The organism is Pseudomonas protegens CHA0 (assembly GCF_000397205.1).
GTDB classification, from domain to species: Bacteria; Pseudomonadota; Gammaproteobacteria; order Pseudomonadales; family Pseudomonadaceae; genus Aquipseudomonas; species Aquipseudomonas protegens.
Map to the genome: position 1 here is coordinate 2,229,317 of NC_021237.1, position 20,584 is coordinate 2,249,900.

Below are 20,584 nucleotides of genomic sequence, written 5' to 3' on the forward strand. Positions count from 1 at the left end.
TTCAAGCAGATTTCGGGGTGAGGCGCTCAAACAGTGCCTCCAATGTATTAAAGCGCTCTTCCGGGCGCTCCATCGGCACCATGAACTTGAACAGGGTTGCGCCTTCGAATTTGTAGCGTTTGGGCTGGCCCTGGATCAGTTTGATCAAGGCCAGTGGGTCTACCGGTGTATCTGCGGCGAACTCGATGCGGCCGCCTTGTGGGCCGCCGTCGACCTTCTTGATCCCCAGTTGCTCGGCCTGGAGTTTGAGCAGGGTCAGGCGGATCAGGTTCTTGGTCGGCTCCGGCAGCAGGCCGAAGCGGTCGATCATCTCCACTTGCAGGTCCTTCAGGCCGTCCTCGTCGGTGGCCGACGCGATGCGCTTGTAGAGGATCAGGCGCGCGTGCACGTCCGGCAGGTAGTCCTCGGGAATCAGTGCCGGCAGGCGCAGGTTGATTTCCGGGCCGCCACCCAGTGGCTGGTCGAGGTTCGGTTGTTCGCCCTTGCGGATGGCCTTCACCGCGCGTTCGAGCATTTCCATGTAGAGGGTGAAGCCCACGGCCTGGATCTGCCCGCTCTGGCCGTCGCCCAGCAGTTCGCCAGCGCCACGGATCTCCAGGTCGTTGGTGGCCAGGACGAAGCCGGCTCCCAGGTCCTGGGTGTTGGCGATGGCCTCCAGGCGTTTTTCCGCGTCCGGGGTGATCTGCTGGCGCGGTGGCGTCAAGAGGTATGCGTAGGCCTGGTGGTGACTGCGCCCGACCCGACCGCGCAACTGGTGCAACTGGGCCAGGCCGAACTTGTCGGCGCGCTCGATGATGATGGTGTTGGCGCTGGGCACGTCGATGCCGGTCTCGATGATGGTCGAGGCGATCAGCACGTTGAAGCGCTTGTGATAGAAGTCGCTCATCACTTGTTCGAGTTCGCGTTCGCGCATCTGCCCGTGGCCGATGCCGATCCGCGCCTCGGGCACCAGTTCGGCCAGGTCGGCGGCGCATTTCTCGATGGTCTTCACGTCGTTGTGCAGGTAGTACACCTGGCCGCCACGCAGCAGTTCGCGCAGCAGGGCCTCTTTGACCGTGCTCTTGTTCTGCTCCATGACAAAGGTGCGCACCGACAGGCGTCGCGCCGGCGGGGTGGCGATGATCGACAGATCGCGCATGCCCGAGACGGCCATGTTCAGGGTCCGCGGGATCGGCGTGGCGGTCAGGGTCAGGATGTCGACTTCGCTGCGCAGCGCCTTGAGCTGCTCTTTCTGGCGGACCCCGAATCGGTGTTCTTCGTCGATGATCACCAGCCCCAGGTTCTTGATCTTCACATCGTCCTGCAACAGCTTGTGGGTGCCGATGACGATGTCGATCTTGCCTTCGGCGAGGTCCGCCACCGCAGCATTCACTTCCTTGGTGGACTTGAAGCGGCTCATCACTTCCACGGTCACCGGCCAGTCGGCGAAGCGGTCGCGGAAGCTGTTGTAGTGCTGCTGGGCGAGTAGGGTGGTGGGCACCAGGATCGCCACTTGCTTGCCGCCGTGGACCGCAATGAAAGCGGCGCGCATGGCCACTTCGGTCTTGCCGAAGCCCACGTCGCCACAGACCAGTCGGTCCATCGGTTTGCCCGAGAGCATGTCTTCGCGCACGGCCTCGATGGTGCTTTGCTGGTCCGGGGTTTCCTCGAAGGGGAAGCCGGCGCTGAAGGTGGCGTAGTCGGCCTTCGGGTCGGCAAAGGCATAGCCTTCCCGGGCGGCGCGGCGGGCATAGATGTCCAGCAGCTCGGCCGCCACGTCCCGCACCTGTTCGGCGGCTTTGCGCTTGGCTTTCTGCCAGGCTTCCGAGCCCAGGCGGTGCAGTGGGGCGAGTGCATCGTCGCTGCCGGTGTAACGGGCGATCAGGTGCAGGTTGGCCACGGGCACATAGAGCTTGGCGCCCTCGGCGTATTCCAGAGTGAGAAATTCGGCGACCTGATTGTCGATTTCCAGCGTGGCCAGCCCCAGGTAGCGGCCGACACCATGATCGATGTGCACGACCGGCGCGCCTTCACGCAGCTCGGTGAGGTTCTTGATCACTGCATCGTTGTTGGCATCGGCGCGCTTTTCCCGGCGCCGACGCTGCATTACTCGCTGGCCGAACAACGGGCTTTCGGCCACCAGGGCCAGGGCCGGATCGTCCAGCACCAGGCCTTCGTCCAGCGGGGCGATGGTGATTGCCAGGCGTTCCTTGCTGGCGACGAAGTCCGGCCAGCTGTCGACGGTCTTGGGTCGCAGCTTGAGGCGCTCCAGCAGCTCCAGCAGCACTTCCCGGCGGCCGGCGGATTCGGCGGTGAACAGCACTCGCCCGGGGAACTCGTCGAGAAAGCCCGAAAGTGCTGCCAGCGGCTGGTTGGCCTTGGCTTCGATGGCCAGGTTCGGCAGCTCGTGGGCCGGGAAGCGTTCGCGGCCGACACCGGTCTCGATGTCCTGCTGGCTGGCCACCACTCGCGGCCAGTTCTTCAGCCGGGCGAAGCAGTCTTCCACTGGCAGGAACAGTTCGGCCGGGGGCAGGAGCGGGCGCGAAGGGTCGACGCGGCGCTCTTCATAGCGGTTGCGTACATCGTTCCAGAAGTTTTCCGCGGCCTGTTCGATGCCCGGCAGGGAAAACACCTGGGTGTCCTGGGGCAGGTAGTCGAACAGGGTCGAGGTCTCTTCGAAGAACAGCGGCAGGTAGTACTCGATACCGGCCGGGGTAATCCCGCTGCTCAGGTCCTGGAAGATCGGGCAGCGACGGAAGTCCACATCGAAGCGTTCGCGAAAGCGCGCCTTGAAGCGGGTCACCGCTTCTTTCTGCAGCGGGAACTCCTTGGCCGGCAGCAGGCGCACCGAGTCGACCTTGTCGATGGAGCGCTGGTTCTCCGGATCGAAGGTGCGCAGGGTCTCGATTTCGTCGTCGAACAGGTCGATGCGATAGGGCAGCTTGCTGCCCATGGGAAACAGATCGATCAGTGCGCCGCGCACGGTGAATTCGCCGTGTTCGTAGACGGTGTCCACGTAGCGGTAACCACTGGCTTCCAGGCGGGTGCGCATCTGTTCCACATCGAGCTTCTGGCCGACGTCCAGCACCAGGCTGCTGCCCAGCAGGAACTGGGTGGGCGCCAGGCGGTGCAGGGCAGTGGTGATCGGCACCACCAGCACGCCATGTTCCAGCTCCGGCAGCCGATAGAGGCTGGCGATGCGCTGGGAAATGATGTCCTGGTGCGGCGAGAACAGGTCGTAGGGCAGGGTTTCCCAGTCAGGAAAATGCAGCACCGGCAGATCCGGGGCGAAGAAGCTCAGCTCCTGTTCCAGCCGGTCAGCGCTTTGGCTGTCGGCAGTCAGCAGGAGGGTGAAGCGCTTGGCAGCGCTGGCGGCTTCGGCGATGGCCAGGCTCAGGGCGGCACCGGGCAAGTTGCCCCAATGCTGTTTGCCGGCGGCGGCAGGGAGTAGCGGTAGACGCAGGACGGGCACGGACGGTCAAGCTCCAAGCGTTGCGACAAAGTCGGTAATTGTAACGGCCCCGGGCAGCCACTGTCAGTGGCTGATGCGTCTAATACGCTGGTTGGGGCAAATGTAGTGGCTATGACAACAAAATGCGCTTCTTGACCTGAAATGTAGTGCCGATTGTGGCTGGTGTTACGGAGGGTTACAGACAGGCTGGTGTGATGTCCAAAAAATTGACGCTGCTGGAAGCCGCGGTTTTACTGGTCTCCAGCACAGTGGTGTTTTTTTGCAAGGGCTTTTTGTTACGTTCCGCACGACAGGCGCGCATTGCTACGACAGGAACTGGGCGGCATAATGTAGCCCCTTTTTTCTGCCCCTACATGTGGAAGGTTCCCGTGACTCAGAAGCCCGACCAGTGTCTTGGTGAATGGATCGACCGTGAAGCACTCGCAGAAGCGATGATTCCGCTTATCGGTCAGCTCTACCGCAATAACAACGTGGTGAGCTCGATCTATGGCCGCAGCCTGATCAACCAGTCTGTCATCGCGATTCTCAAAGCTCACCGCTTTGCTCGCCACCGTTCCTCCGACGATAGCGAACTCTCCGTCCACGAAACATTCCCTCTGCTTAAAGCCATGAGCGAGCTCAAGCTCGGCGCGGCATCGGTAGACCTGGGCAAGTTGGCGTTCAAATTCCGTAACGAAGGCAATGGCCGCAGCGCCGAGCAGTTCGTTCGCGAAGAAATGGCTGATGTGGTTGGCCAGCAAAATGCTTCGGCCCGCAAAGGCACTGACGTAGTCCTGTACGGCTTCGGTCGTATCGGCCGTCTGCTGGCGCGCATCCTGATCGAGAAAACCGGTGGTGGCGACGGCCTGCGTCTGCGCGCCATCGTGGTGCGCAAGGGCGCCGAAAACGACCTGACCAAGCGCGCCAGCCTGCTGCGTCGCGACTCGGTGCACGGTTCGTTCAACGGCACCATCACCATCGACGAAGAAAACAACACCATCACCGCCAACGGTAACCTGATCCAGGTCATCTACGCGAAGAACCCGACCGAGGTGGACTACACCCAGTACGGCATCAAGGACGCTCTGCTGGTGGACAACACCGGTGTATGGCGTGACGCCGACGGTCTGGGCCAGCACCTGGCCTGCCCGGGTATCGACCGCGTTGTTCTGACCGCGCCAGGCAAAGGCAAGCTGAAGAACATCGTTCACGGTATCAACCACAACGAAATCACCGCTGACGACAAGATCGTGTCCGCCGCTTCCTGCACCACCAACGCCATCGTGCCGGTGCTGAAGGCTGTGAATGACAAGTTCGGCATCATCAACGGTCACGTCGAAACCGTTCACTCGTACACCAACGACCAGAACCTGATCGACAACTTCCACAAGGGCGATCGCCGTGGCCGTAGCGCCGCGCTGAACATGGTGATCACCGAGACCGGTGCTGCTACTGCTGCTGCCAAGGCCCTGCCTGAGCTGGCCGGCAAGCTGACCGGTAACGCGATCCGCGTTCCGACGCCAAACGTGTCGATGGCCATTCTCAACCTGAACCTCGAGAAAGCCGCCACCCGTGAAGAGATGAACGAGTACCTGCGCTACATGGCGCTGCACTCCGACCTGCACAAGCAGATCGACTTCGTCAACTCGCAGGAAGTGGTGTCCACCGACTTCGTGGGCTCGCGTCACGCCGGTGTGGTCGACGCTGAAGCGACCATCGTTCAGGACAACCGCGTTGTTCTGTACGTCTGGTACGACAACGAGTTCGGTTACAGCTGCCAGGTAGTGCGCGTGATGGAAGACATGGCCGGGGTCAACCCGCCAGCGTTCCCACGCTAAGCGACTGCTGAAATGAAAACGCCCCGACTTGTCGGGGCGTTTTTGTTTGTGGCTTGCGCCGGCAAGCCAGGTCGGCGCAACCGTAGGAGCTGGCTTGCCAGCGAAGCGTTTGTCTCAGGCGCCGCGCGCTGTTGCCGCTTGCGCGGTACGCAGTTCGTGGCGATTGCCGCGGAACAGCACCAGGGTGGCGATCAGCCCCAGCACCGCCGCGCCACTGAGCCAGATGCCCGGAGCCGCCTGATTGCCCAGGACGTGGATCAGGTAGGTGCAGGCTGCCGGGGTAAAGCCGCCGAAGGTCGCGGTGGCCAGGCTGTAGGCCAGGGAAAAACCCGTGGTGCGCACTTCCACCGGCATGATTTCAGTCAGGGCCACCACCATCGCGCCGTTATACGAGCCATAGAGGAAAGACAGCCACAGCTCGACGATCAGCAGGTGGCTGAAGCTGGGGTTGGCCACCAGCCAGGACAGTGCCGGATAAGCCGTGAAGATGGCCAGGATGGTCGCCCCCAGCAGCAGCGGCTTGCGGCCGATCTTGTCCGACAGTGACCCCATGACCGGCAGCCAGAAGAAGTTCGACAGACCGATGCACACGGTTACCAGCAGGGCGTCGAAGTCCGACAGGTGCAGTTCGGCCTTGCCGAAGGTCGGGGTGTAGGCGGTGATCAGGTAGAAGGACACGGTGGTCATCACCACCAGAGCCATGCCGGCGATGACGATGCCGAAGTTCTGGCCGATGGAACGGACGATTTCCTGCAGCGAAGGGCGATGCTTGCGGGCCTGGAACTCCGGGGTCTCTTCCAGGGAGCGACGGATCATGAAGATCGCCGGAACAATCATGCAGCCCACCAGGAACGGCACGCGCCAGCCCCAGTCACCCATTTGCTCGGGGCTCAGCCAGTGGTTCAGGCCTACGCCCAGCAGGCCGGCGAAGACCACTGCGGCCTGTTGGCTGGCCGACTGCCAACTGACGAAGAAGCCCTTGCGGCCCGGCGTGGAGATTTCGGCCAGGTACACCGACACCCCGCCCAGCTCGACGCCGGCGGAAAAGCCCTGCAGCAGGCGACCCAGCAGCACCAGCAAGGGCGCGGCGACGCCAAGGGTGGCGTAGCCCGGCACGCAGGCAATCAGCACGGTGCCCGCGGCCATCAGTGCCAGGGTAATGATCAGGCCTTGGCGACGGCCGTGACGGTCAATGTAGGCACCGAGGAAAATCGCTCCCAGGGGGCGCATCAGGAAGCCCGCGCCAAAGGTCGCCAGGGACAGCATCAACGAGGCGAAGGCGCTGTCCGCAGGAAAGAAGGTCTTGGCAATCGCCGTGGCGTAGAAGCCGTAGACCATGAAGTCGAACATCTCGAGAAAGTTGCCGCTGACAACGCGAAAGATCGCCTTGCCTTTGCCCGTGGTCGTGGACATTTTTTTCACTCACTTTGGCTGTCTTGTTAGCAATCCCTGGTCGTTATGCGTCCCTTACTGCAAAGTCGGGGCTCGAGGCTGCACGCTGAACAGTTTTGTAACGATATGTGTATGAAAGCCATCCGGCAACAAAAACTCTTGGGGTGGCAGGGCGGCTCTAGATCAAGGTTCTGCCCGTAGCCAAGGCGGTGGGACGCCGGGCAGGCGGCCTCCGTCTGTCGCATAATGGCCATTTGTACTGCCAGCTGGCCCAGCAGGGCGGTTGATCGGGAGGAACACCTTGTCGGGTAAGCAACGATCGCGATGGAGCGCTTTGTACACCGCGCTGGTGCTGTTGGCCGGTTGTGGCGGCGAGCGCCTGGAAAGCCTCTCCGGGCCGACCATGGGCAGCACCTGGTCGGTGCAGTATGTGCGTCACGCCCAGGGGCCGGCGCCGTCCCTGATACAGGCTGAGGTCGAGGGGATTCTGGCCGAGGTCGACGGGCAGATGTCCACCTATCGCAGCGATTCGGACATCGAGCGTTTCAACGCCTTGCCCGCCGATAGCTGCCAGCCGATGCCGGAGCCGGTGTTGCAGTTGGTGCGAGTGGGTGAGCAGTTGTCCCGGGGCAGCGATGGCGCCTTCGACCTGACGGTGGAACCGCTGCTGGATCTCTGGGGTTTTGGCCCTCAGGGGCGAGAGGAAAAGGTTCCCGGCGCGTCAGCCCTGGCTGAGGTGCGGCAGCGGGTAGGGCACGCTCACCTGCGTATCGAAGGGCAGGAGCTGTGCAAGGATGCGCCGGTGGAGGTGGATTTCAACAGCATCGCCGCCGGCTATGCGGTGGACCGCATCGCTGCCCGGCTCACGCAACTGGGGATCGACAGCTTCCTTGCCGAAGCCACCGGCGAGCTCAAGGCCGTGGGTCGCAAGCCCGACGGCTCACCATGGCGGATAGCCCTGGAGGAGCCGCGTGATGACCAGCAGGTAGCCCAGCGGGTGATCGCCCTGGATGGTTTTGGCGTTTCCACTTCCGGCGACTACCGTAATTACTTCGAGCAGGACGGCCAGCGTTACTCCCATACCTTCGATGCCCGGCTCGGCCAACCCATCGCCCACCCGTTGGCCTCGGTAACGGTGATTCATCCTTCGGCGTTGATGGCCGATGGCCTGTCGACGCTGTTGCTGATACTCGGCCCGGAGGCGGGCTGGGACTACGCGGAAAAACACGGCATCGCCGGATTTTTTGTGATGCGCAGCGCTACAGGTTTCGTCACACGCAGCAACCCGGCTTTCGATGCGCTGCTGGCCGGGCAAAAACAATAACCTGGTGCGCTGTTGCGCAGCCTGTAGTGCAGGCAAAAGTAGCCTACGACGCGACCAAGGGTTAATGTGCGCGGCGTTGACGCTTCTATAGACTGTGCCCGGGTTCGTAACCGAGCCAAATTGATCCTTCATGCCGCTGGCCGCGGCATGATTTAGCCGGAGACGCCAGAAGGGTGTCTCGGCCTGTTCTGAGGAGTACGCATGGCTGTCTACAACTACGACGTAGTGGTGCTGGGCTCAGGCCCCGCTGGAGAAGGTGCGGCGATGAACGCCGCGAAAGCAGGACGCAAAGTGGCGATGGTCGATAGCCGTCGCCAGGTCGGCGGCAACTGCACCCACCTGGGTACCATCCCGTCCAAGGCCCTGCGTCACTCGGTCCGGCAGATCATGCAGTTCAACACCAACCCGATGTTCCGGGCCATTGGCGAGCCGCGCTGGTTCTCCTTCCCGGACGTGCTCAAGAGCGCCGAGAAGGTCATCTCCAAGCAAGTGGCCTCGCGTACTGGCTACTACGCCCGCAACCGGGTCGATGTGTTCTTCGGCACTGGCAGCTTCGCCGACGAGCAGACCGTGGAAGTGGTCTGCGCCAACGGCGTGGTGGAAAAGCTGGTAGCCAAGCACATCATCATTGCCACCGGCTCGCGCCCCTATCGCCCCGCGGATATCGATTTCAGCCACCCGCGTATCTACGATAGCGACACCATCCTCAGCCTCGGCCATACCCCGCGCAAACTCATCGTCTACGGCGCCGGGGTCATCGGTTGCGAATACGCCTCGATCTTCAGTGGCCTGGGGGTTCTGGTGGAGCTGGTGGACAACCGCGGCCAGTTGCTGAGCTTCCTGGATTCGGAAATCTCCCAGGCCCTGAGCTACCACTTCAGCAACAACAACATCACCGTGCGCCACAACGAGGAATACGACCGCGTTGAAGGTGTGGACAACGGCGTGATCCTGCACCTCAAGTCTGGCAAGAAGATCAAGGCCGACGCCTTGCTCTGGTGCAACGGCCGTACCGGCAACACCGACAAGCTGGGCATGGAGAACATCGGGGTCAAGGTCAACAGCCGCGGCCAGATCGAAGTCGACGAGAACTACCGCACCTGCGTGCCGAACATCTACGGGGCCGGTGACGTGATCGGCTGGCCGAGCCTGGCCAGTGCCGCCCACGACCAGGGTCGTTCCGCGGCCGGCAGTATTGTCGACAACGGCAGTTGGCGCTTCGTCAACGACGTGCCGACCGGGATCTACACCATTCCCGAGATCAGCTCCATCGGCAAGAACGAGCAGGAACTGACCCAGGCCAAGGTGCCTTACGAGGTGGGCAAGGCGTTCTTCAAGGGCATGGCCCGTGCGCAGATCGCCGGCGAGCCTCAAGGCATGCTGAAGATCCTGTTCCACCGGGAAACCCTGGAAGTCCTCGGCGTCCATTGCTTCGGCTACCAGGCTTCGGAGATCGTGCACATCGGCCAGGCGATCATGAGCCAGCCGGGCGAGCTCAACACCCTGAAGTACTTCGTCAACACCACCTTCAACTACCCGACCATGGCCGAAGCCTATCGGGTAGCGGCATACGATGGCCTCAACCGGCTTTTTTGAGCGGCTCCGGCCGGTGGCCTGAGCCGGCCGGGGAGACCGATTTCAGCGATTCTCGAGGGTGGCGCTGGCCAAACCGGGAAAGTCTGTAATCAGGCTATCTACGCCGAAGTCGGCGAGCCTGCGCATCAGCGCAGGCTCGTTGACCGTCCATACCGACACATGCAAGCCCTGGCGCTGCGCCCGTTGCAGACGCTCTGGGGTGCACAGCGTCCAGTTCAACGCCAGAATCTCGCAGCCATAGCTCTGGGCGACCTTCAATGGGTCGAGCCAGGCGTATTCGGCTACCAGTCCGCGGGACAGGTCCGGGGTCAGCTCCACGGCGGCCTTCAATACTTCCCGAGAACTTGAGGTCACGGTGACCTTGTCCAGCAGGCCGAAACGCTGGGCCATTTCGCGAATCGCCAGCACTGTGGTGGCGGCGCGAGTGCGCGAGGCGCTCTTGACCTCCAGCTGCCAGTGCTCGAAGTCGCATTTCTCGAACAGCTCTTCCAGGCGCGGAATGGGGCAGGGGTTGACCCAGCCCGGGCCGCCCTTGCGCGCGTCGTAGGTCACCAGCTCGGCGGCGGAATGCTCCACCACTTTGCCGCGCCGGTCTGTGGTGCGCTTGAGGGTCGGGTCGTGGATCACCATCAACTCGCCGTCCATGGACAGGTGCAAGTCGAGCTCGCAACGGCGCACGCCGTGCTTGAGGCACTCCTGAAAGCTGGTCAGGGTATTTTCGGGTGCTTCGCCTTTAGCGCCGCGATGGCCATAGATCAGGGTCACAATTGCTCCTTCACGGATGTTGTTCCTTAAGAGAGGGTCGGGCGTACTGCTCAGCCGGCGGCGGGGTCGCTCTGCTCCCGGGCCTGGCGGCGTTGCTGGGCCTGTTTCTGCAGGATATAGCGCGCCAGCAGCTGGCGTTGGGCATCGGTCAATGCTTCGAACTCGGTGCCGATCTCGAAGGTGCCAAAGCTCTGGGGCTCGCAGTGGGTGACCTTGGCCCGCAGCAGCAGGCCCAGGGCCTGCGGCATCAGCAACAGCTTCACCGCAAGATGGCTGCCGCTTGGGTAGCTCTGGTGATGGCTGAATTCGATGCCGCCCTCGGACAGAATGACCCGCTGCGGCTCGCCGAACTTGCCGAACACCGTTTGCGCCACCACCTGGCTGAGCAGGTCGATGCGTTTGTTCATAGCCTTGAGGTAGCTGGCCAGGGTGCGATCGCGCTCGCTGACCTGGCGCAGCAGATGCTGGGATTCGAATTCGCTCAGGTGCAGTTCACTGAGCAGATTGAACAGTGGGGACTCATCCTGCAACACTTCCTTGCTCGCCGCGTCGAGGGCGGACAAGGGGCTAATTTCCAGTGCGATCGTGTCCTCGATACGGTAGTATTCGCGGCGATCTTCTTCATCTAATGTCGACATGGCGAACCCATGGTAGAGGCAGTGGTCTGAGTGTAAAGCTGCTTACCAGGCCCCGCCACAAGGACGTCTTCTTTTCCTCTGCACAAGCCCCGACATGTTCAGACCTCTGTTTGCTTTTATCGGCACGCGTTACACCCGTGCAAAGCGTCGCAATCATTTTGTGTCATTCATTTCCCTGACTTCGATGATCGGACTCGCCCTTGGCGTGATCGTGATGATCGTGGTGCTGTCGGTGATGAACGGCTTCGATCATGAGATGCGCACCCGCGTGCTGGGCATGGTGCCCCACGCCACCATCGAATCCGGCGAACCCATCAGCGACTGGCAAAGCCTGGCCGACAAGGTCAAGCAGAACCCCAAAGTGCTGGCGGTGGCGCCGTTCACCCAGATGCAGGGCCTGTTGACCAACAATGGCCAGGTGCAGAAGGTGCTGCTCAATGCCATCGACCCTGAGCAGGAGCGGCAGGTGTCGATCATCGACCACTTCATGCAGCAGGGGCAGTTGGACGCGCTGGCGCCCGGTAGTTTCGGCATTGTCATTGGTGACAAGGCGGCAACCAAGCTGGGTGTCGGCCTGGGAGACAAGCTGACCTTCGTCGCCCCGGAAGTCACGGTGACCCCGGCCGGGATGTTCCCACGGATGAAGCGTTTTACCGTGGTGGGCATCTTCCATGTCGGCGCCGGCGAGATCGACGGCTACCTGGGCCTGACCAACCTCCAGGACCTGGGTCGCCTGCACCGCTGGAAGGCGGATCAGGTACAAGGCCTGCGGCTGAAGTTCGACGACCTGTTCCAGGCCCCGCGCACCGCCTGGGAAATCGCCCAGCAGCTGGGTGAGAACCACTATTACGCCCGCGACTGGACCCGTACCCACGGCAACCTGTACCAGGCCATCCGCATGGAAAAAGCCATGATCGGCCTGTTGCTGCTGCTGATCGTCGCGGTGGCCGCGTTCAACATCATCTCGACCCTGGTGATGGTGGTGAACGACAAGAAGGGCGATATCGCCATTCTCCGCACCCTGGGGGCGACGCCGGGAACCATCATGGCGATCTTCATGGTCCAGGGCACGGTGATCGGCGTGGTCGGCACCTTGATCGGTGCTGTGCTGGGGATGCTGGCGGCGCTGAACGTGAGTGCCGCGATTTCCGCCCTTGAAGGCCTGATCGGCCACAAATTCCTGAATGCCGACGTGTATTTCATCGACTACCTGCCGTCGCAACTGATGGCCGAGGATGTGTTGATGGTCTGCGGCGCGGCATTGGTCCTGAGTTTCCTCGCCACCCTGTATCCAGCCTGGCGTGCGGCGCGCACCCAGCCTGCGGAGGCGCTACGTTATGAGTGAGTTGGGCATGAGTGAAAAAGCAATCCTGAGCTGCCGCGACCTGGGCAAGTCCTATGAGGAAGGCCCGGAATCGGTGGTGGTCCTGTCTGGCCTGCAACTGGAGCTGCACCCGGGTGAGCGAGTGGCCATCGTCGGCACTTCCGGCTCGGGCAAGAGTACCTTGCTCAACCTGCTGGGCGGCCTGGATACGCCATCCAAGGGCAGCGTCTGGCTGGCGGGCGAGGAGCTTTCTGCGCTGGGCGAGAAGGCCCGCGGCCAGTTGCGCAACCGCGCCCTGGGCTTCGTCTACCAGTTCCACCACCTGCTGCCGGAGTTCACCGCGCTGGAGAACGTCTGCATGCCGCTGCTGATTGGCCGCACGCCGATCCCGGAAGCCCGTCAGCGTGCCACCGCGCTGCTGGAGCGGGTCGGGCTCGGCCATCGGCTGGAGCACAAACCGGCCGAGCTGTCCGGTGGCGAGCGCCAGCGGGTGGCCATTGCCCGGGCGCTGGTGAACAAGCCGGGGCTGGTGATGCTCGATGAGCCCACCGGCAACCTCGACTCGCACACGGCCCAGGGAATTCAGGACCTGATGCTGGAGCTCAGTACCTCGATGCGCACCGCCTTCCTGGTGGTGACCCACGACATGAACCTGGCTCGACAGATGGACCGCGTACTGCACCTGCAAGAAGGTCACCTGGTCGCTATCTGATGCGCCCGCACACGGCGTCGGCGGCTGGGCTGTCGATGCCGGGTCATTAATCTTTCCAGGGTGCCTTGCCCATGTTCAGACCTTTATCGATCTTTATCGGCACGCGCTACACCCGCGCCAAGCGGCGCAATCGTTTTGTCTCGTTCATTTCCATGACCTCGATGATCGGCCTCGCCCTGGGCGTGTTGGCGATGATCGTGGTGCTGTCGGTGATGAACGGCTTCCAGCGGGAAATGAGCTCGCGCATCCTCGGCATGGTGCCCCACGCCACTATCGTTGGGGTCAAGCCCATCGATGACTGGCAGCCGGTGGCCGCGGCGGCCCTGAAGAATCCGGAAGTCACCGCCGCGGTGCCCTTTACTGAGATGGAGGGCATGCTCTCCTACAAGGGGGCGATGCAGCCGATCCAGATCAGCGGCATCGATCCGGCCCAGGAAGGCAAGGTGTCCATCGTTGCCCAGCATATTGTCCAGGGCAGCCTGCAAGACCTGAAACCTGGCGAGTTCGGCGTGGTGATCGGCGAGATCACGGCCCGGCGCTTTCGCCTGAACGTCGGCGACAAGCTGACCCTGATCGTGCCTGAAGTGAGCACTGCACCGGGGGGGATCACCCCGCGCATGCAACGCCTCAACGTGGTTGGGGTATTCAAGGTGGGGGCCGAGCTGGATGGCTCCATGGGCCTGATTCATGTGGCCGATGCTGCAGAAATGCAGCACTGGCAGCCGAACCAGGTGCAGAGCGTGCGCCTGGCGGTCAAGGACCTGTATGCCGCGCCAAAGGTCTCGGCGGATATCGCCAAGGGCCTGGGGGCGGACTTCCGCGCCGATGACTGGACCCACACCCAGGGCAGCCTGTTCAGCGCGATGAAGATGGAAAAGACCATGATCGGCCTGTTACTGCTGATGATCGTGGCGGTGGCGGCATTCAACATCATCGCCACCTTGATCATGGTGGTGAATGACAAGGGGGCGGACATCGCGATCCTGCGCACCATCGGCGCCACACCACGGCAGATCATGGCGATCTTCATGGTCCAGGGGACGGTGATCGGTATCGTCGGCACCCTGATCGGTGGGGTGCTGGGGGTAATCGCGGCGCTGAACGTGAGTGAGCTGGTGGGCTGGCTGGAAAGAATCAGCGGCCAGCAGATCTTCAGCTCCGATGTGTATTTCGTCAGTAACCTGCCTTCTGAACTGCAGGGCGGCGACGTGGTGCTGATCTGTGGTGCCGGCTTCGTTCTGAGCTTCCTGGCGACCGTGTATCCGGCCTGGCGCGCGTCCAAGGTCGAGCCGGCCCACGCTTTGCGCTACTCCTGAGACCCGCCTTCGCCGGCCGCCGGCTCCTGTCCGATTGGTGCAGGAGCCGGCTGGCCGGCGAACAGTCCCTCAATCCTGCCTTGGCAACTCGATCACGAAACGGGTCCAGCCCGCCGCCGATTCGCATCGGATCTGCCCGCCGTGGGCACGAATGATCGACTGAGTGATCGCCAGCCCCAACCCCGCATGTTCACTGCTGCCTTCGCGCCGTGCCGGGTCGGCCCGGTAGAAACGGTCGAACAGGCGCGGCAGTACATCCTTGGCGATCCCTTCGCCGGTATTCTCGATGCTCAGGCTCAGGTGCTCGGCACTTTCGTTGAGGCGCACCTTGACCGCGCCCCCGGCCGGAGTGAAGCGCAGGGCATTGTCCAGCAGGTTGGACAACGCCCGGCGCAGCATGCTGCGGTCCCCCGCAAAGCCGGCCTGGCCTTCACGGGTCAGTTCGATCTGTGCGTCTTCGGCCAGGGGGCCATAGAACTCCAGCAGCATGTCGGTTTCCTGGGCCAGCTCCAGCGCTTCGCGCCTGGGTGTAAGCAAGCCGTGGTCGGCCTTGGCCAGGTACAGCATGTCGTTGACCAGTTGCGCCATCCATTGCAGCTCCTCCAGGTTGCTGTGCAGGGCTTCGCGATAGTCCTCCAGCGGCCGGGGGCGGGTCAGGGTGACCTGGGTGTGGGTCAGCAGGTTCGACAAAGGGGTGCGCAGTTCGTGGGCGATGTCGGCGGAAAATGCCGAGAGGCGCTGAAACGACTCTTCAAGACGGCCCAGCATGGCGTTGAAGCTGCTGGCCAGTTCCGCCAGCTCGGCGGGCATCTGTTCCTGGGGCAGGCGCTGGGTCAGGGAACTGGCGGAGACCCCGGCGGCCACCGCGCCCATGCGCCGCAACGGGCGCAGGCCACTGCGGGCGGCCCAGGCGCCGAGCAGGGCAGTGGCCAGGGCCGAGAGGCCCACGGTGAGCCAGATCAGGTGTTGCATGCGCTGCAGAAAGTGCTGGTGATGGGTGATGTCGAGGATCAGGGTCAATTGCGGCGAGGCCGCCTGGCCGGGATTCAGCGCTGCTGTGTAGAGACGGTAGGCGGTGCCGGCCTGCTCCAGGCTGCGCAAGCCGGCACCGCCAGGCAGAGAGGCGGGCAGGCCGGGGGCGCTGTCGAACCAGAGCTGGCCATTGACGTCGCCGACTCGTAGCTGCAGGTCCGGCTGGTGGCTCAGTTCGTCCTGCAGCCTGGCCTGGCTCGGGGAGAAGTCACCGGCCTCGTTGACATCCTGCAAGGCGCTGCGCAGGGCCAGCAGCTTGCCGTCCAGCAGTTGCTGATCCAGTTCGATGAAATGGGCTTCGCTGGCGCGGCTGAACAACACCCCCGCCAACAATGAGACCACTGCGGTGCAGGCGGCGAACAGCAGCGCCAGGCGCCCGCTCAGGGACAGGCGGCGCATCAGGCCTGGCGCTCTTCGAGCACGTAGCCCATGCCGCGTACGGTATGGATCAGTTTGTTCGGGAAATCGTCGTCGATCTTCAGGCGCAGGCGGCGGATGGCTACTTCGATGACGTTGGTATCGCTGTCGAAATTCATGTCCCAGACCTGGGAGGCAATCAGCGACTTGGGCAGGACTTCGCCCTGGCGCCGCAGGAGCATTTCCAGCAGGGCGAATTCCTTGGCGGTCAGGTCGATGCGCTGGCTGCCGCGTTCTACCCGGCGGCGGATCAGGTCCAGGCGCAGGTCTGCCAGTTGCAGGCTGGTTTCCTGGGCCACGGCGCTGCCCCGGCGCAGCAGGCTGCGGACCCGGGCCAGCAGTTCGGAGAAGGCAAAAGGCTTGACCAGGTAGTCGTCGGCCCCCAGTTCCAGGCCGTGCACCCGGTCTTGCACGGCATCCCGGGCGGTGAGGAACAGTACCGGCACTTCCAGCCCGGCGCTGCGCACCGCCTGGAGGATCTGCCAGCCGTCGCGACCCGGCAGCATCACGTCGAGAATCAGCAGAGCGTAGTCGCCGGTCAGGGCCAGGTGCTGGCCGGTGCTGCCGTCGGCCACCAGTTCGGCGTTGAAGCCGGCCTCGCTCAGGCCCTGGCGCAGGTAGTGGCCGGTTTTGGGTTGGTCTTCGACGATCAGCAGTTTCATGGTGGGACTCGTGGCGGTTGGAACCCGGGCTTTATACCGTGCAGCAGGCCAGGGCAGTGCAAGCTGACAAAGTTGTAATCTGCATGTCAGCTGGCTGGCAGCGGCAGGGCTCTAGAGTGTGCCACAGGCTGAATCCCGATCTTGTTGGAGTCTGATGATGAGTATGCAAAACCTGTTGTGGCGAAGCCGGTCGATCCTGGGGGGCTGCCTGATGCTGTTGAGCGCACCGCTCTGGGCCTCGCCGGCCGGCTCTTACGATTTTGGCCAGCCGGCGCCTGCGGCCAAGGCCACTCGCAGTGTCGAGGTGGTGATGGGGGACATGTCGTTCAATCCCAAGGCCCTGGAGATCAAGGCCGGCGAGACGGTGCGATTCGTGCTGATCAACAAGGGGCAGTTGCTGCACGAGTTCAATCTGGGCAACGCGGCCATGCATGCCGAGCACCAGCAGGAAATGCTCAAGATGCAGCAGAGCGGCATGCTCACCCCGACCGGCATGAAGGCGATGGATCATGGAGCCATGGGCCACGGCTCAATGGCAGGCATGGACCATGGCATGCAGCATGACGATCCCAACAGCGTGCTGGTGGAGCCGGGCAAGCAGGCCGAACTGACCTGGACCTTCAGCAAGAGCGGCAACCTGGAGTTCGCCTGCAACATTCCAGGGCACTACCAGGCCGGGATGGTGGGCAAGCTGACGGTCACCCCATAGGCATCCGGGGCTCAAAGGCGGGAGCAAAGGCTGATAGAATCCGCTGATTCTTCAGTCAGGTTTCCGCCATGCATCCCGCAGCCGAACATTCGCCGCTGGGCAAGTCCAGTGAATACGTCTCCACTTACACCCCGTCCTTGCTGTTCCCGATTCCCCGGGCGGCAAAATGGGCCGAGCTGGGCTTGAGTGCCGATACCCTTCCTTATAAGGGCGTGGACTACTGGAACTGCTTCGAGTTGTCCTGGCTGCTGCCGTCGGGCAAGCCGGTAGTGGCTATCGGTGAGTTCAGCATTCCCGCCGATTCGCCGAACATCATCGAATCCAAGTCGTTCAAGCTGTACCTCAATTCGCTGAACCAGACGCCGTTCGATGATCGGTCGACCCTTGAGGCCACCTTGCGCACTGATCTGTCGGCTGCTGCCGGCAAGCCGGTAGGCGTGCGGATCCGCAGCCTGCAGGAGGTCGAGGCCGAAGGCGTGGTGGCGCTGCCTGGGGTGTGTATCGATGATCTGGATATCAGTGTCGACAGCTATGAGCACCCGCGCCCCGAACTGCTGCGCTGCGATGCTTCGCGCGTGGTGGAGGAGAGCGTGCACAGTCATCTGCTCAAGTCCAACTGCCCGGTAACCAGCCAGCCGGACTGGGGCAGCGTGGTGGTGCAATACCGGGGCGCGGCTCTGGATCACGCCAGCCTGCTGGCCTATCTGGTGAGCTTCCGCCAGCACTCGGACTTTCACGAACAGTGCGTGGAGCGGATCTTTCTCGACCTGCAACGCTTGCTCAAGCCGGAGAGACTCACCGTGTATGCGCGTTATGTGCGCCGCGGTGGGCTGGATATCAACCCTTACCGCAGTACCGAAACCGCGGATTTCGCCAATCACCGGTTGGTACGCCAGTAAAAGCAAAGCCCCGCTCCTAGAGCGGGGCTTTGCTTTGTGGGGTTGGCTACCGGGGGGTGCTCAGATGCCGATGTTGCCCAGGGTCTGGACGATATTGCGCAGGGTTCCGGCAATCGCCGGGTGCTCCAGTTCGAAGCGTTCCACGGCCAGGTTGACGCCGTCGGCGAGGCTGGCGTCCTGGGTGCCGGTCTCCAGTTTGAGTTGCAGTTCGATCTGCTGCATCAGCTCTTGCAGATTGTTGCGCTCGGCTTCGGAAAGCGGTGGGTTCTGTTCCAATTGCTCGCGCAGGGTGTCGAGTTGTTCTTGCAGTTCGCGGGCAGGCATGGCGTTCTCCCTTTATTGATAGGCACAGGGATGGACCGCGCTGTCGAGTCAAAGGTCCATGCCCACGGCTTAGAGTAATCCACTCCCAGGCGCTGTGCATGATCCTGATCAACAGGCTTATGTCAGGGTTTTTCACCCTTGAGCCGGCGCAGTTCGATGTCCGCCAGGCAGGTGTTCAACTCCCCCAGATGGTCGATGACCGAATGCACCCCCAGGCCGAAGAGCTGCACCGTGGCCTTGCCACGCTTGAATTCCCGTTCTTGCTGGCTCAGGGCCTGCCATTCGCTGGGGGTCATGCCGCACAGGGAGCCGCAAGAGGCCAGGCCGATGGTCCAGAGGCCGGCATTGAGGCCCGACTGCAGCAGTTGGGGTTCGCCGCTGACCAGGACACAGCCGTCGATGCCTTTGACGTTGAGCGCCATCAGCGCCTGCCAGCAGGCATCGGGTGCAGGCCAGGGGGCGGGGGAGTGAGGTGCCGGCGTGATCCAGTCCGGCAGGACGGCAGCCAATTGGCGGCTACTGGCGGGGAGCAGCTGCTCCAGCCAGGCGCAGGGGATGCCTTGCTGATGCAGGCGCCGCAGCGTATCCAGTGCGCCAGGTGTGGCTTGGGCTTGCTCCGGATCAGGTTTGTCCGTGGCTTGCTGGCGCATCCGCGCGCCGAAATCCACCAGGCAGCCACTGAGGCCGAAGAGTACGGCAGTCAATGGGCGGGCGGGTTGCACTGAGGCGTCGGCGTGGGGCATGTCAGCGTCCTTGAAATACCCTTGGAGGCTAGCGGCAGAACATGACATGCAGGTGACAGTACGGTGAATGGCAGCAAGGTTGGCTGAACCCTGACTGAAGACGGTTTGCGGTGATGCTGCCTAAACCGGCATATCCGCTTTATACTCCTGAACTTATCCTCAGGGCATAGCCCCACGAGAGAACAATCGAAGGAGTTTCCTGCTATGCGCTGGAGCCGTTATCTAGTTCCACTATGTATGAGTGCCGGTGTGACGCTGGCTCCCCTGGTTGCCCAGGCGGCCGAAGATGATCCATGGGAAAGCATCAACCGTCCCATCTTCACCTTCAACGATACGCTGGATACTTATGCCCTGAAGCCTCTGGCACAGGGCTATCAGGCCGTCACTCCGCAGTTTCTGGAAGATGGCATCCACAACATGTTTCGCAACATCGGTGATGTCGGCAACCTCGCCAATGACATCCTCCAGGCCAAACCTGGTGCTGCCGGTGTCGACACTGCGCGACTGTTGATGAACACCACCCTGGGCCTGGCGGGCTTCTTTGATGTCGGTACCAAGATGGGCCTGCAGCGCAATGACGAAGACTTCGGCCAGACCCTCGGTCATTGGGGCGTGGGCAGCGGTCCCTACGTGATGCTGCCGTTGCTGGGGCCAAGCACCCTGCGTGATGCGCCGGCCAAGTATGTCGACAGCTACACCGAACCCTACCGCTACATGAATGACATCCCCGCGCGCAACATCACCATGGGTGTGGATGTCGTCGATACCCGTGCCAGCCTGCTCTCGGCGGACAAGCTGATTCGCGGTGACAAATACACCTTCATTCGCAATGCCTACCTGCAGAATCGCGAATTCAAGATCAAGGACGGCAAGGTCGAAGACGACTTCTAAGCTCGACTGTCCTGCACAAACTGAAAAGGCGGCCTGATGGCCGCCTTTTTCATGGGTTGGAATCTTTACTTCATTTTAAGGATTGTAAGTCCAAGTTTCTGGCCGCCACCTTCTTGTGGGTTGACCCATACCACTTCTGTCTCTGCTTCCAGCCCCCTGAGGGCTGCGTGCTCTGAGTCGATACGTACACTCAACTGATCGCCGACCTGGAACGAACGTGGTGCCTGAACCTGCATGCCGCTGCTGGAAAGATCGATGCAGACCGCTTCGATCACCTGCCCCTGATGGATCAGCGTGACCTCTGCATCCACCCGCATGCGGATGTAATCGCGCTTTTCGCTGTAGTCACGCTGGTTTTGGTTCATGGGTTCCATCCTGCGATTGAGTTGCGGTTTTAGCGGTTTTTATAACTCCCGGTGATTTGCGGTGTAAAGACGTCAGGCGACCATCGGCATGAGCTTGAAACGCCCCGCGGATGGGAGTACCGTCTGCGCCTTAGAAGGGCACCTCTGATGGTCGGGCGTGCAGGGCTCAAGGTCCTGGCCGGGCTTGCAGAGTGGCTAGAAAGCGAA

The 20,584-nt window shown here is 62.4% G+C and carries 18 protein-coding genes; 9 read left to right on the top strand and 9 right to left on the bottom strand.

Annotated features, from left to right (window positions below; translation table 11 throughout):
* Nucleotide 1: 1 nt before the first annotated feature.
* Nucleotides 2-3,451, bottom strand: a complete 3,450-nt coding sequence (gene mfd / locus PFLCHA0_RS10065) for a transcription-repair coupling factor (RefSeq protein WP_015634818.1) — start codon at nt 3,449-3,451, stop codon at nt 2-4.
* Nucleotides 3,452-3,804: 353 nt separating this feature from the next.
* Between mfd and PFLCHA0_RS10070 the strand changes: the two genes are divergently transcribed.
* Entirely contained in the window at nt 3,805-5,268 is a 1,464-nt protein-coding gene (locus PFLCHA0_RS10070; protein WP_011060275.1) for a glyceraldehyde-3-phosphate dehydrogenase, read from the top strand.
* Between the two features lie 114 nt (nt 5,269-5,382).
* On the opposite strand, the gene tcuC is transcribed toward PFLCHA0_RS10070, so the two are convergent.
* Complete coding sequence (gene tcuC, locus PFLCHA0_RS10075) at nt 5,383-6,681, bottom strand: MFS transporter (protein ID WP_011060276.1); 1,299 nt, start codon at nt 6,679-6,681, stop codon at nt 5,383-5,385.
* A gap of 328 nt (nt 6,682-7,009) precedes the next feature.
* Between tcuC and PFLCHA0_RS10080 the strand changes: the two genes are divergently transcribed.
* Both PFLCHA0_RS10080 and sthA read left to right on the top strand, forming a co-directional pair.
* Nucleotides 7,010-7,984: an FAD:protein FMN transferase gene (locus PFLCHA0_RS10080; RefSeq protein WP_041752734.1), complete on the top strand. Its 975-nt coding sequence runs from the start codon at nt 7,010-7,012 to the stop codon at nt 7,982-7,984.
* Nucleotides 7,985-8,185: 201 nt separating this feature from the next.
* The gene (gene sthA, locus PFLCHA0_RS10085; RefSeq protein ID WP_011060278.1) at nt 8,186-9,580 is read left to right on the top strand and encodes a Si-specific NAD(P)(+) transhydrogenase; all 1,395 of its coding nucleotides are present in this window, start codon (nt 8,186-8,188) and stop codon (nt 9,578-9,580) included.
* A gap of 42 nt (nt 9,581-9,622) precedes the next feature.
* Here sthA and PFLCHA0_RS10090 read toward each other — a convergent pair whose 3' ends face one another.
* The gene (locus PFLCHA0_RS10090) at nt 9,623-10,345 is read right to left on the bottom strand and encodes a glycerophosphodiester phosphodiesterase (RefSeq protein ID WP_015634820.1); all 723 of its coding nucleotides are present in this window, start codon (nt 10,343-10,345) and stop codon (nt 9,623-9,625) included.
* 50 nt (nt 10,346-10,395) lie between these two features.
* Entirely contained in the window at nt 10,396-10,983 is a 588-nt protein-coding gene (locus tag PFLCHA0_RS10095; RefSeq protein ID WP_015634821.1) for a PilZ domain-containing protein, read from the bottom strand.
* Between the two features lie 94 nt (nt 10,984-11,077).
* Here PFLCHA0_RS10095 and PFLCHA0_RS10100 point away from each other — a divergent pair, with 94 nt between their 5' ends.
* The 3 genes from PFLCHA0_RS10100 (at nt 11,078) to PFLCHA0_RS10110 (ending at nt 14,335) form a co-directional block, all read left to right on the top strand.
* Entirely contained in the window at nt 11,078-12,328 is a 1,251-nt protein-coding gene (locus PFLCHA0_RS10100) for a lipoprotein-releasing ABC transporter permease subunit (RefSeq protein WP_011060281.1), read from the top strand.
* Nucleotides 12,329-12,335: 7 nt separating this feature from the next.
* Nucleotides 12,336-13,019, top strand: coding sequence for a lipoprotein-releasing ABC transporter ATP-binding protein LolD (gene lolD / locus PFLCHA0_RS10105; RefSeq protein WP_015634822.1), 684 nt, complete (start codon nt 12,336-12,338; stop codon nt 13,017-13,019).
* A gap of 71 nt (nt 13,020-13,090) precedes the next feature.
* Complete coding sequence (locus PFLCHA0_RS10110; RefSeq protein ID WP_011060283.1) at nt 13,091-14,335, top strand: lipoprotein-releasing ABC transporter permease subunit; 1,245 nt, start codon at nt 13,091-13,093, stop codon at nt 14,333-14,335.
* A gap of 69 nt (nt 14,336-14,404) precedes the next feature.
* On the opposite strand, the gene PFLCHA0_RS10115 is transcribed toward PFLCHA0_RS10110, so the two are convergent.
* Nucleotides 14,405-15,766 carry a heavy metal sensor histidine kinase gene (locus tag PFLCHA0_RS10115; RefSeq protein ID WP_015634823.1) on the bottom strand — a complete coding sequence of 454 codons (1,362 nt, stop codon included), beginning with the start codon at nt 15,764-15,766 and terminating at the stop codon, nt 14,405-14,407.
* Nucleotides 15,766-16,446, bottom strand: coding sequence for a heavy metal response regulator transcription factor (locus PFLCHA0_RS10120; protein WP_015634824.1), 681 nt, complete (start codon nt 16,444-16,446; stop codon nt 15,766-15,768). The genes PFLCHA0_RS10115 and PFLCHA0_RS10120 overlap by 1 nt, the downstream gene beginning before the upstream one ends.
* 157 nt (nt 16,447-16,603) lie before the next feature.
* On the opposite strand from PFLCHA0_RS10120, the gene copI reads away from it, so the two are divergent.
* Nucleotides 16,604-17,155, top strand: a complete 552-nt coding sequence (copI, locus tag PFLCHA0_RS10125) for a copper-resistant cuproprotein CopI (protein ID WP_019093682.1) — start codon at nt 16,604-16,606, stop codon at nt 17,153-17,155.
* 68 nt (nt 17,156-17,223) lie between these two features.
* The gene (gene queF / locus PFLCHA0_RS10130; protein WP_015634826.1) at nt 17,224-18,054 is read left to right on the top strand and encodes an NADPH-dependent 7-cyano-7-deazaguanine reductase QueF; all 831 of its coding nucleotides are present in this window, start codon (nt 17,224-17,226) and stop codon (nt 18,052-18,054) included.
* 60 nt (nt 18,055-18,114) lie between these two features.
* Here the strand turns inward: queF and PFLCHA0_RS10135 are convergent, their stop codons facing one another.
* Together PFLCHA0_RS10135 and PFLCHA0_RS10140 are read right to left on the bottom strand one after the other, a co-directional pair.
* The gene (locus PFLCHA0_RS10135) at nt 18,115-18,378 is read right to left on the bottom strand and encodes a DUF4404 family protein (protein WP_011060288.1); all 264 of its coding nucleotides are present in this window, start codon (nt 18,376-18,378) and stop codon (nt 18,115-18,117) included.
* Nucleotides 18,379-18,500: 122 nt separating this feature from the next.
* Nucleotides 18,501-19,121 carry a hypothetical protein gene (locus tag PFLCHA0_RS10140; protein WP_015634827.1) on the bottom strand — a complete coding sequence of 207 codons (621 nt, stop codon included), beginning with the start codon at nt 19,119-19,121 and terminating at the stop codon, nt 18,501-18,503.
* A gap of 204 nt (nt 19,122-19,325) precedes the next feature.
* On the opposite strand from PFLCHA0_RS10140, the gene PFLCHA0_RS10145 reads away from it, so the two are divergent.
* Entirely contained in the window at nt 19,326-20,012 is a 687-nt protein-coding gene (locus PFLCHA0_RS10145; protein WP_011060290.1) for an MlaA family lipoprotein, read from the top strand.
* Nucleotides 20,013-20,077: 65 nt separating this feature from the next.
* Here the strand turns inward: PFLCHA0_RS10145 and PFLCHA0_RS10150 are convergent, their stop codons facing one another.
* Nucleotides 20,078-20,377, bottom strand: a complete 300-nt coding sequence (locus tag PFLCHA0_RS10150; RefSeq protein WP_011060291.1) for a PilZ domain-containing protein — start codon at nt 20,375-20,377, stop codon at nt 20,078-20,080.
* Between the last annotated feature and the right edge of the window lie 207 nt (nt 20,378-20,584).

Coding starts and splice junctions, on each gene's coding strand:
- PFLCHA0_RS10070 (WP_011060275.1), top strand. CDS start 3,805: ATGTGGAAGGTTCCCGTGACTCAGAAGCCCGACCAGTGTCTTGGTGAA.
- tcuC (WP_011060276.1), bottom strand. CDS start 6,681: ATGTCCACGACCACGGGCAAAGGCAAGGCGATCTTTCGCGTTGTCAGC.
- sthA (WP_011060278.1), top strand. CDS start 8,186: ATGGCTGTCTACAACTACGACGTAGTGGTGCTGGGCTCAGGCCCCGCT.
- PFLCHA0_RS10095 (WP_015634821.1), bottom strand. CDS start 10,983: ATGTCGACATTAGATGAAGAAGATCGCCGCGAATACTACCGTATCGAG.
- PFLCHA0_RS10100 (WP_011060281.1), top strand. CDS start 11,078: ATGTTCAGACCTCTGTTTGCTTTTATCGGCACGCGTTACACCCGTGCA.
- lolD (WP_015634822.1), top strand. CDS start 12,336: ATGAGTGAAAAAGCAATCCTGAGCTGCCGCGACCTGGGCAAGTCCTAT.
- PFLCHA0_RS10110 (WP_011060283.1), top strand. CDS start 13,091: ATGTTCAGACCTTTATCGATCTTTATCGGCACGCGCTACACCCGCGCC.
- PFLCHA0_RS10115 (WP_015634823.1), bottom strand. CDS start 15,766: ATGCGCCGCCTGTCCCTGAGCGGGCGCCTGGCGCTGCTGTTCGCCGCC.
- PFLCHA0_RS10120 (WP_015634824.1), bottom strand. CDS start 16,446: ATGAAACTGCTGATCGTCGAAGACCAACCCAAAACCGGCCACTACCTG.
- copI (WP_019093682.1), top strand. CDS start 16,604: ATGAGTATGCAAAACCTGTTGTGGCGAAGCCGGTCGATCCTGGGGGGC.
- queF (WP_015634826.1), top strand. CDS start 17,224: ATGCATCCCGCAGCCGAACATTCGCCGCTGGGCAAGTCCAGTGAATAC.
- PFLCHA0_RS10135 (WP_011060288.1), bottom strand. CDS start 18,378: ATGCCTGCCCGCGAACTGCAAGAACAACTCGACACCCTGCGCGAGCAA.
- PFLCHA0_RS10140 (WP_015634827.1), bottom strand. CDS start 19,121: ATGCCCCACGCCGACGCCTCAGTGCAACCCGCCCGCCCATTGACTGCC.
- PFLCHA0_RS10145 (WP_011060290.1), top strand. CDS start 19,326: ATGCGCTGGAGCCGTTATCTAGTTCCACTATGTATGAGTGCCGGTGTG.
- PFLCHA0_RS10150 (WP_011060291.1), bottom strand. CDS start 20,377: ATGAACCAAAACCAGCGTGACTACAGCGAAAAGCGCGATTACATCCGC.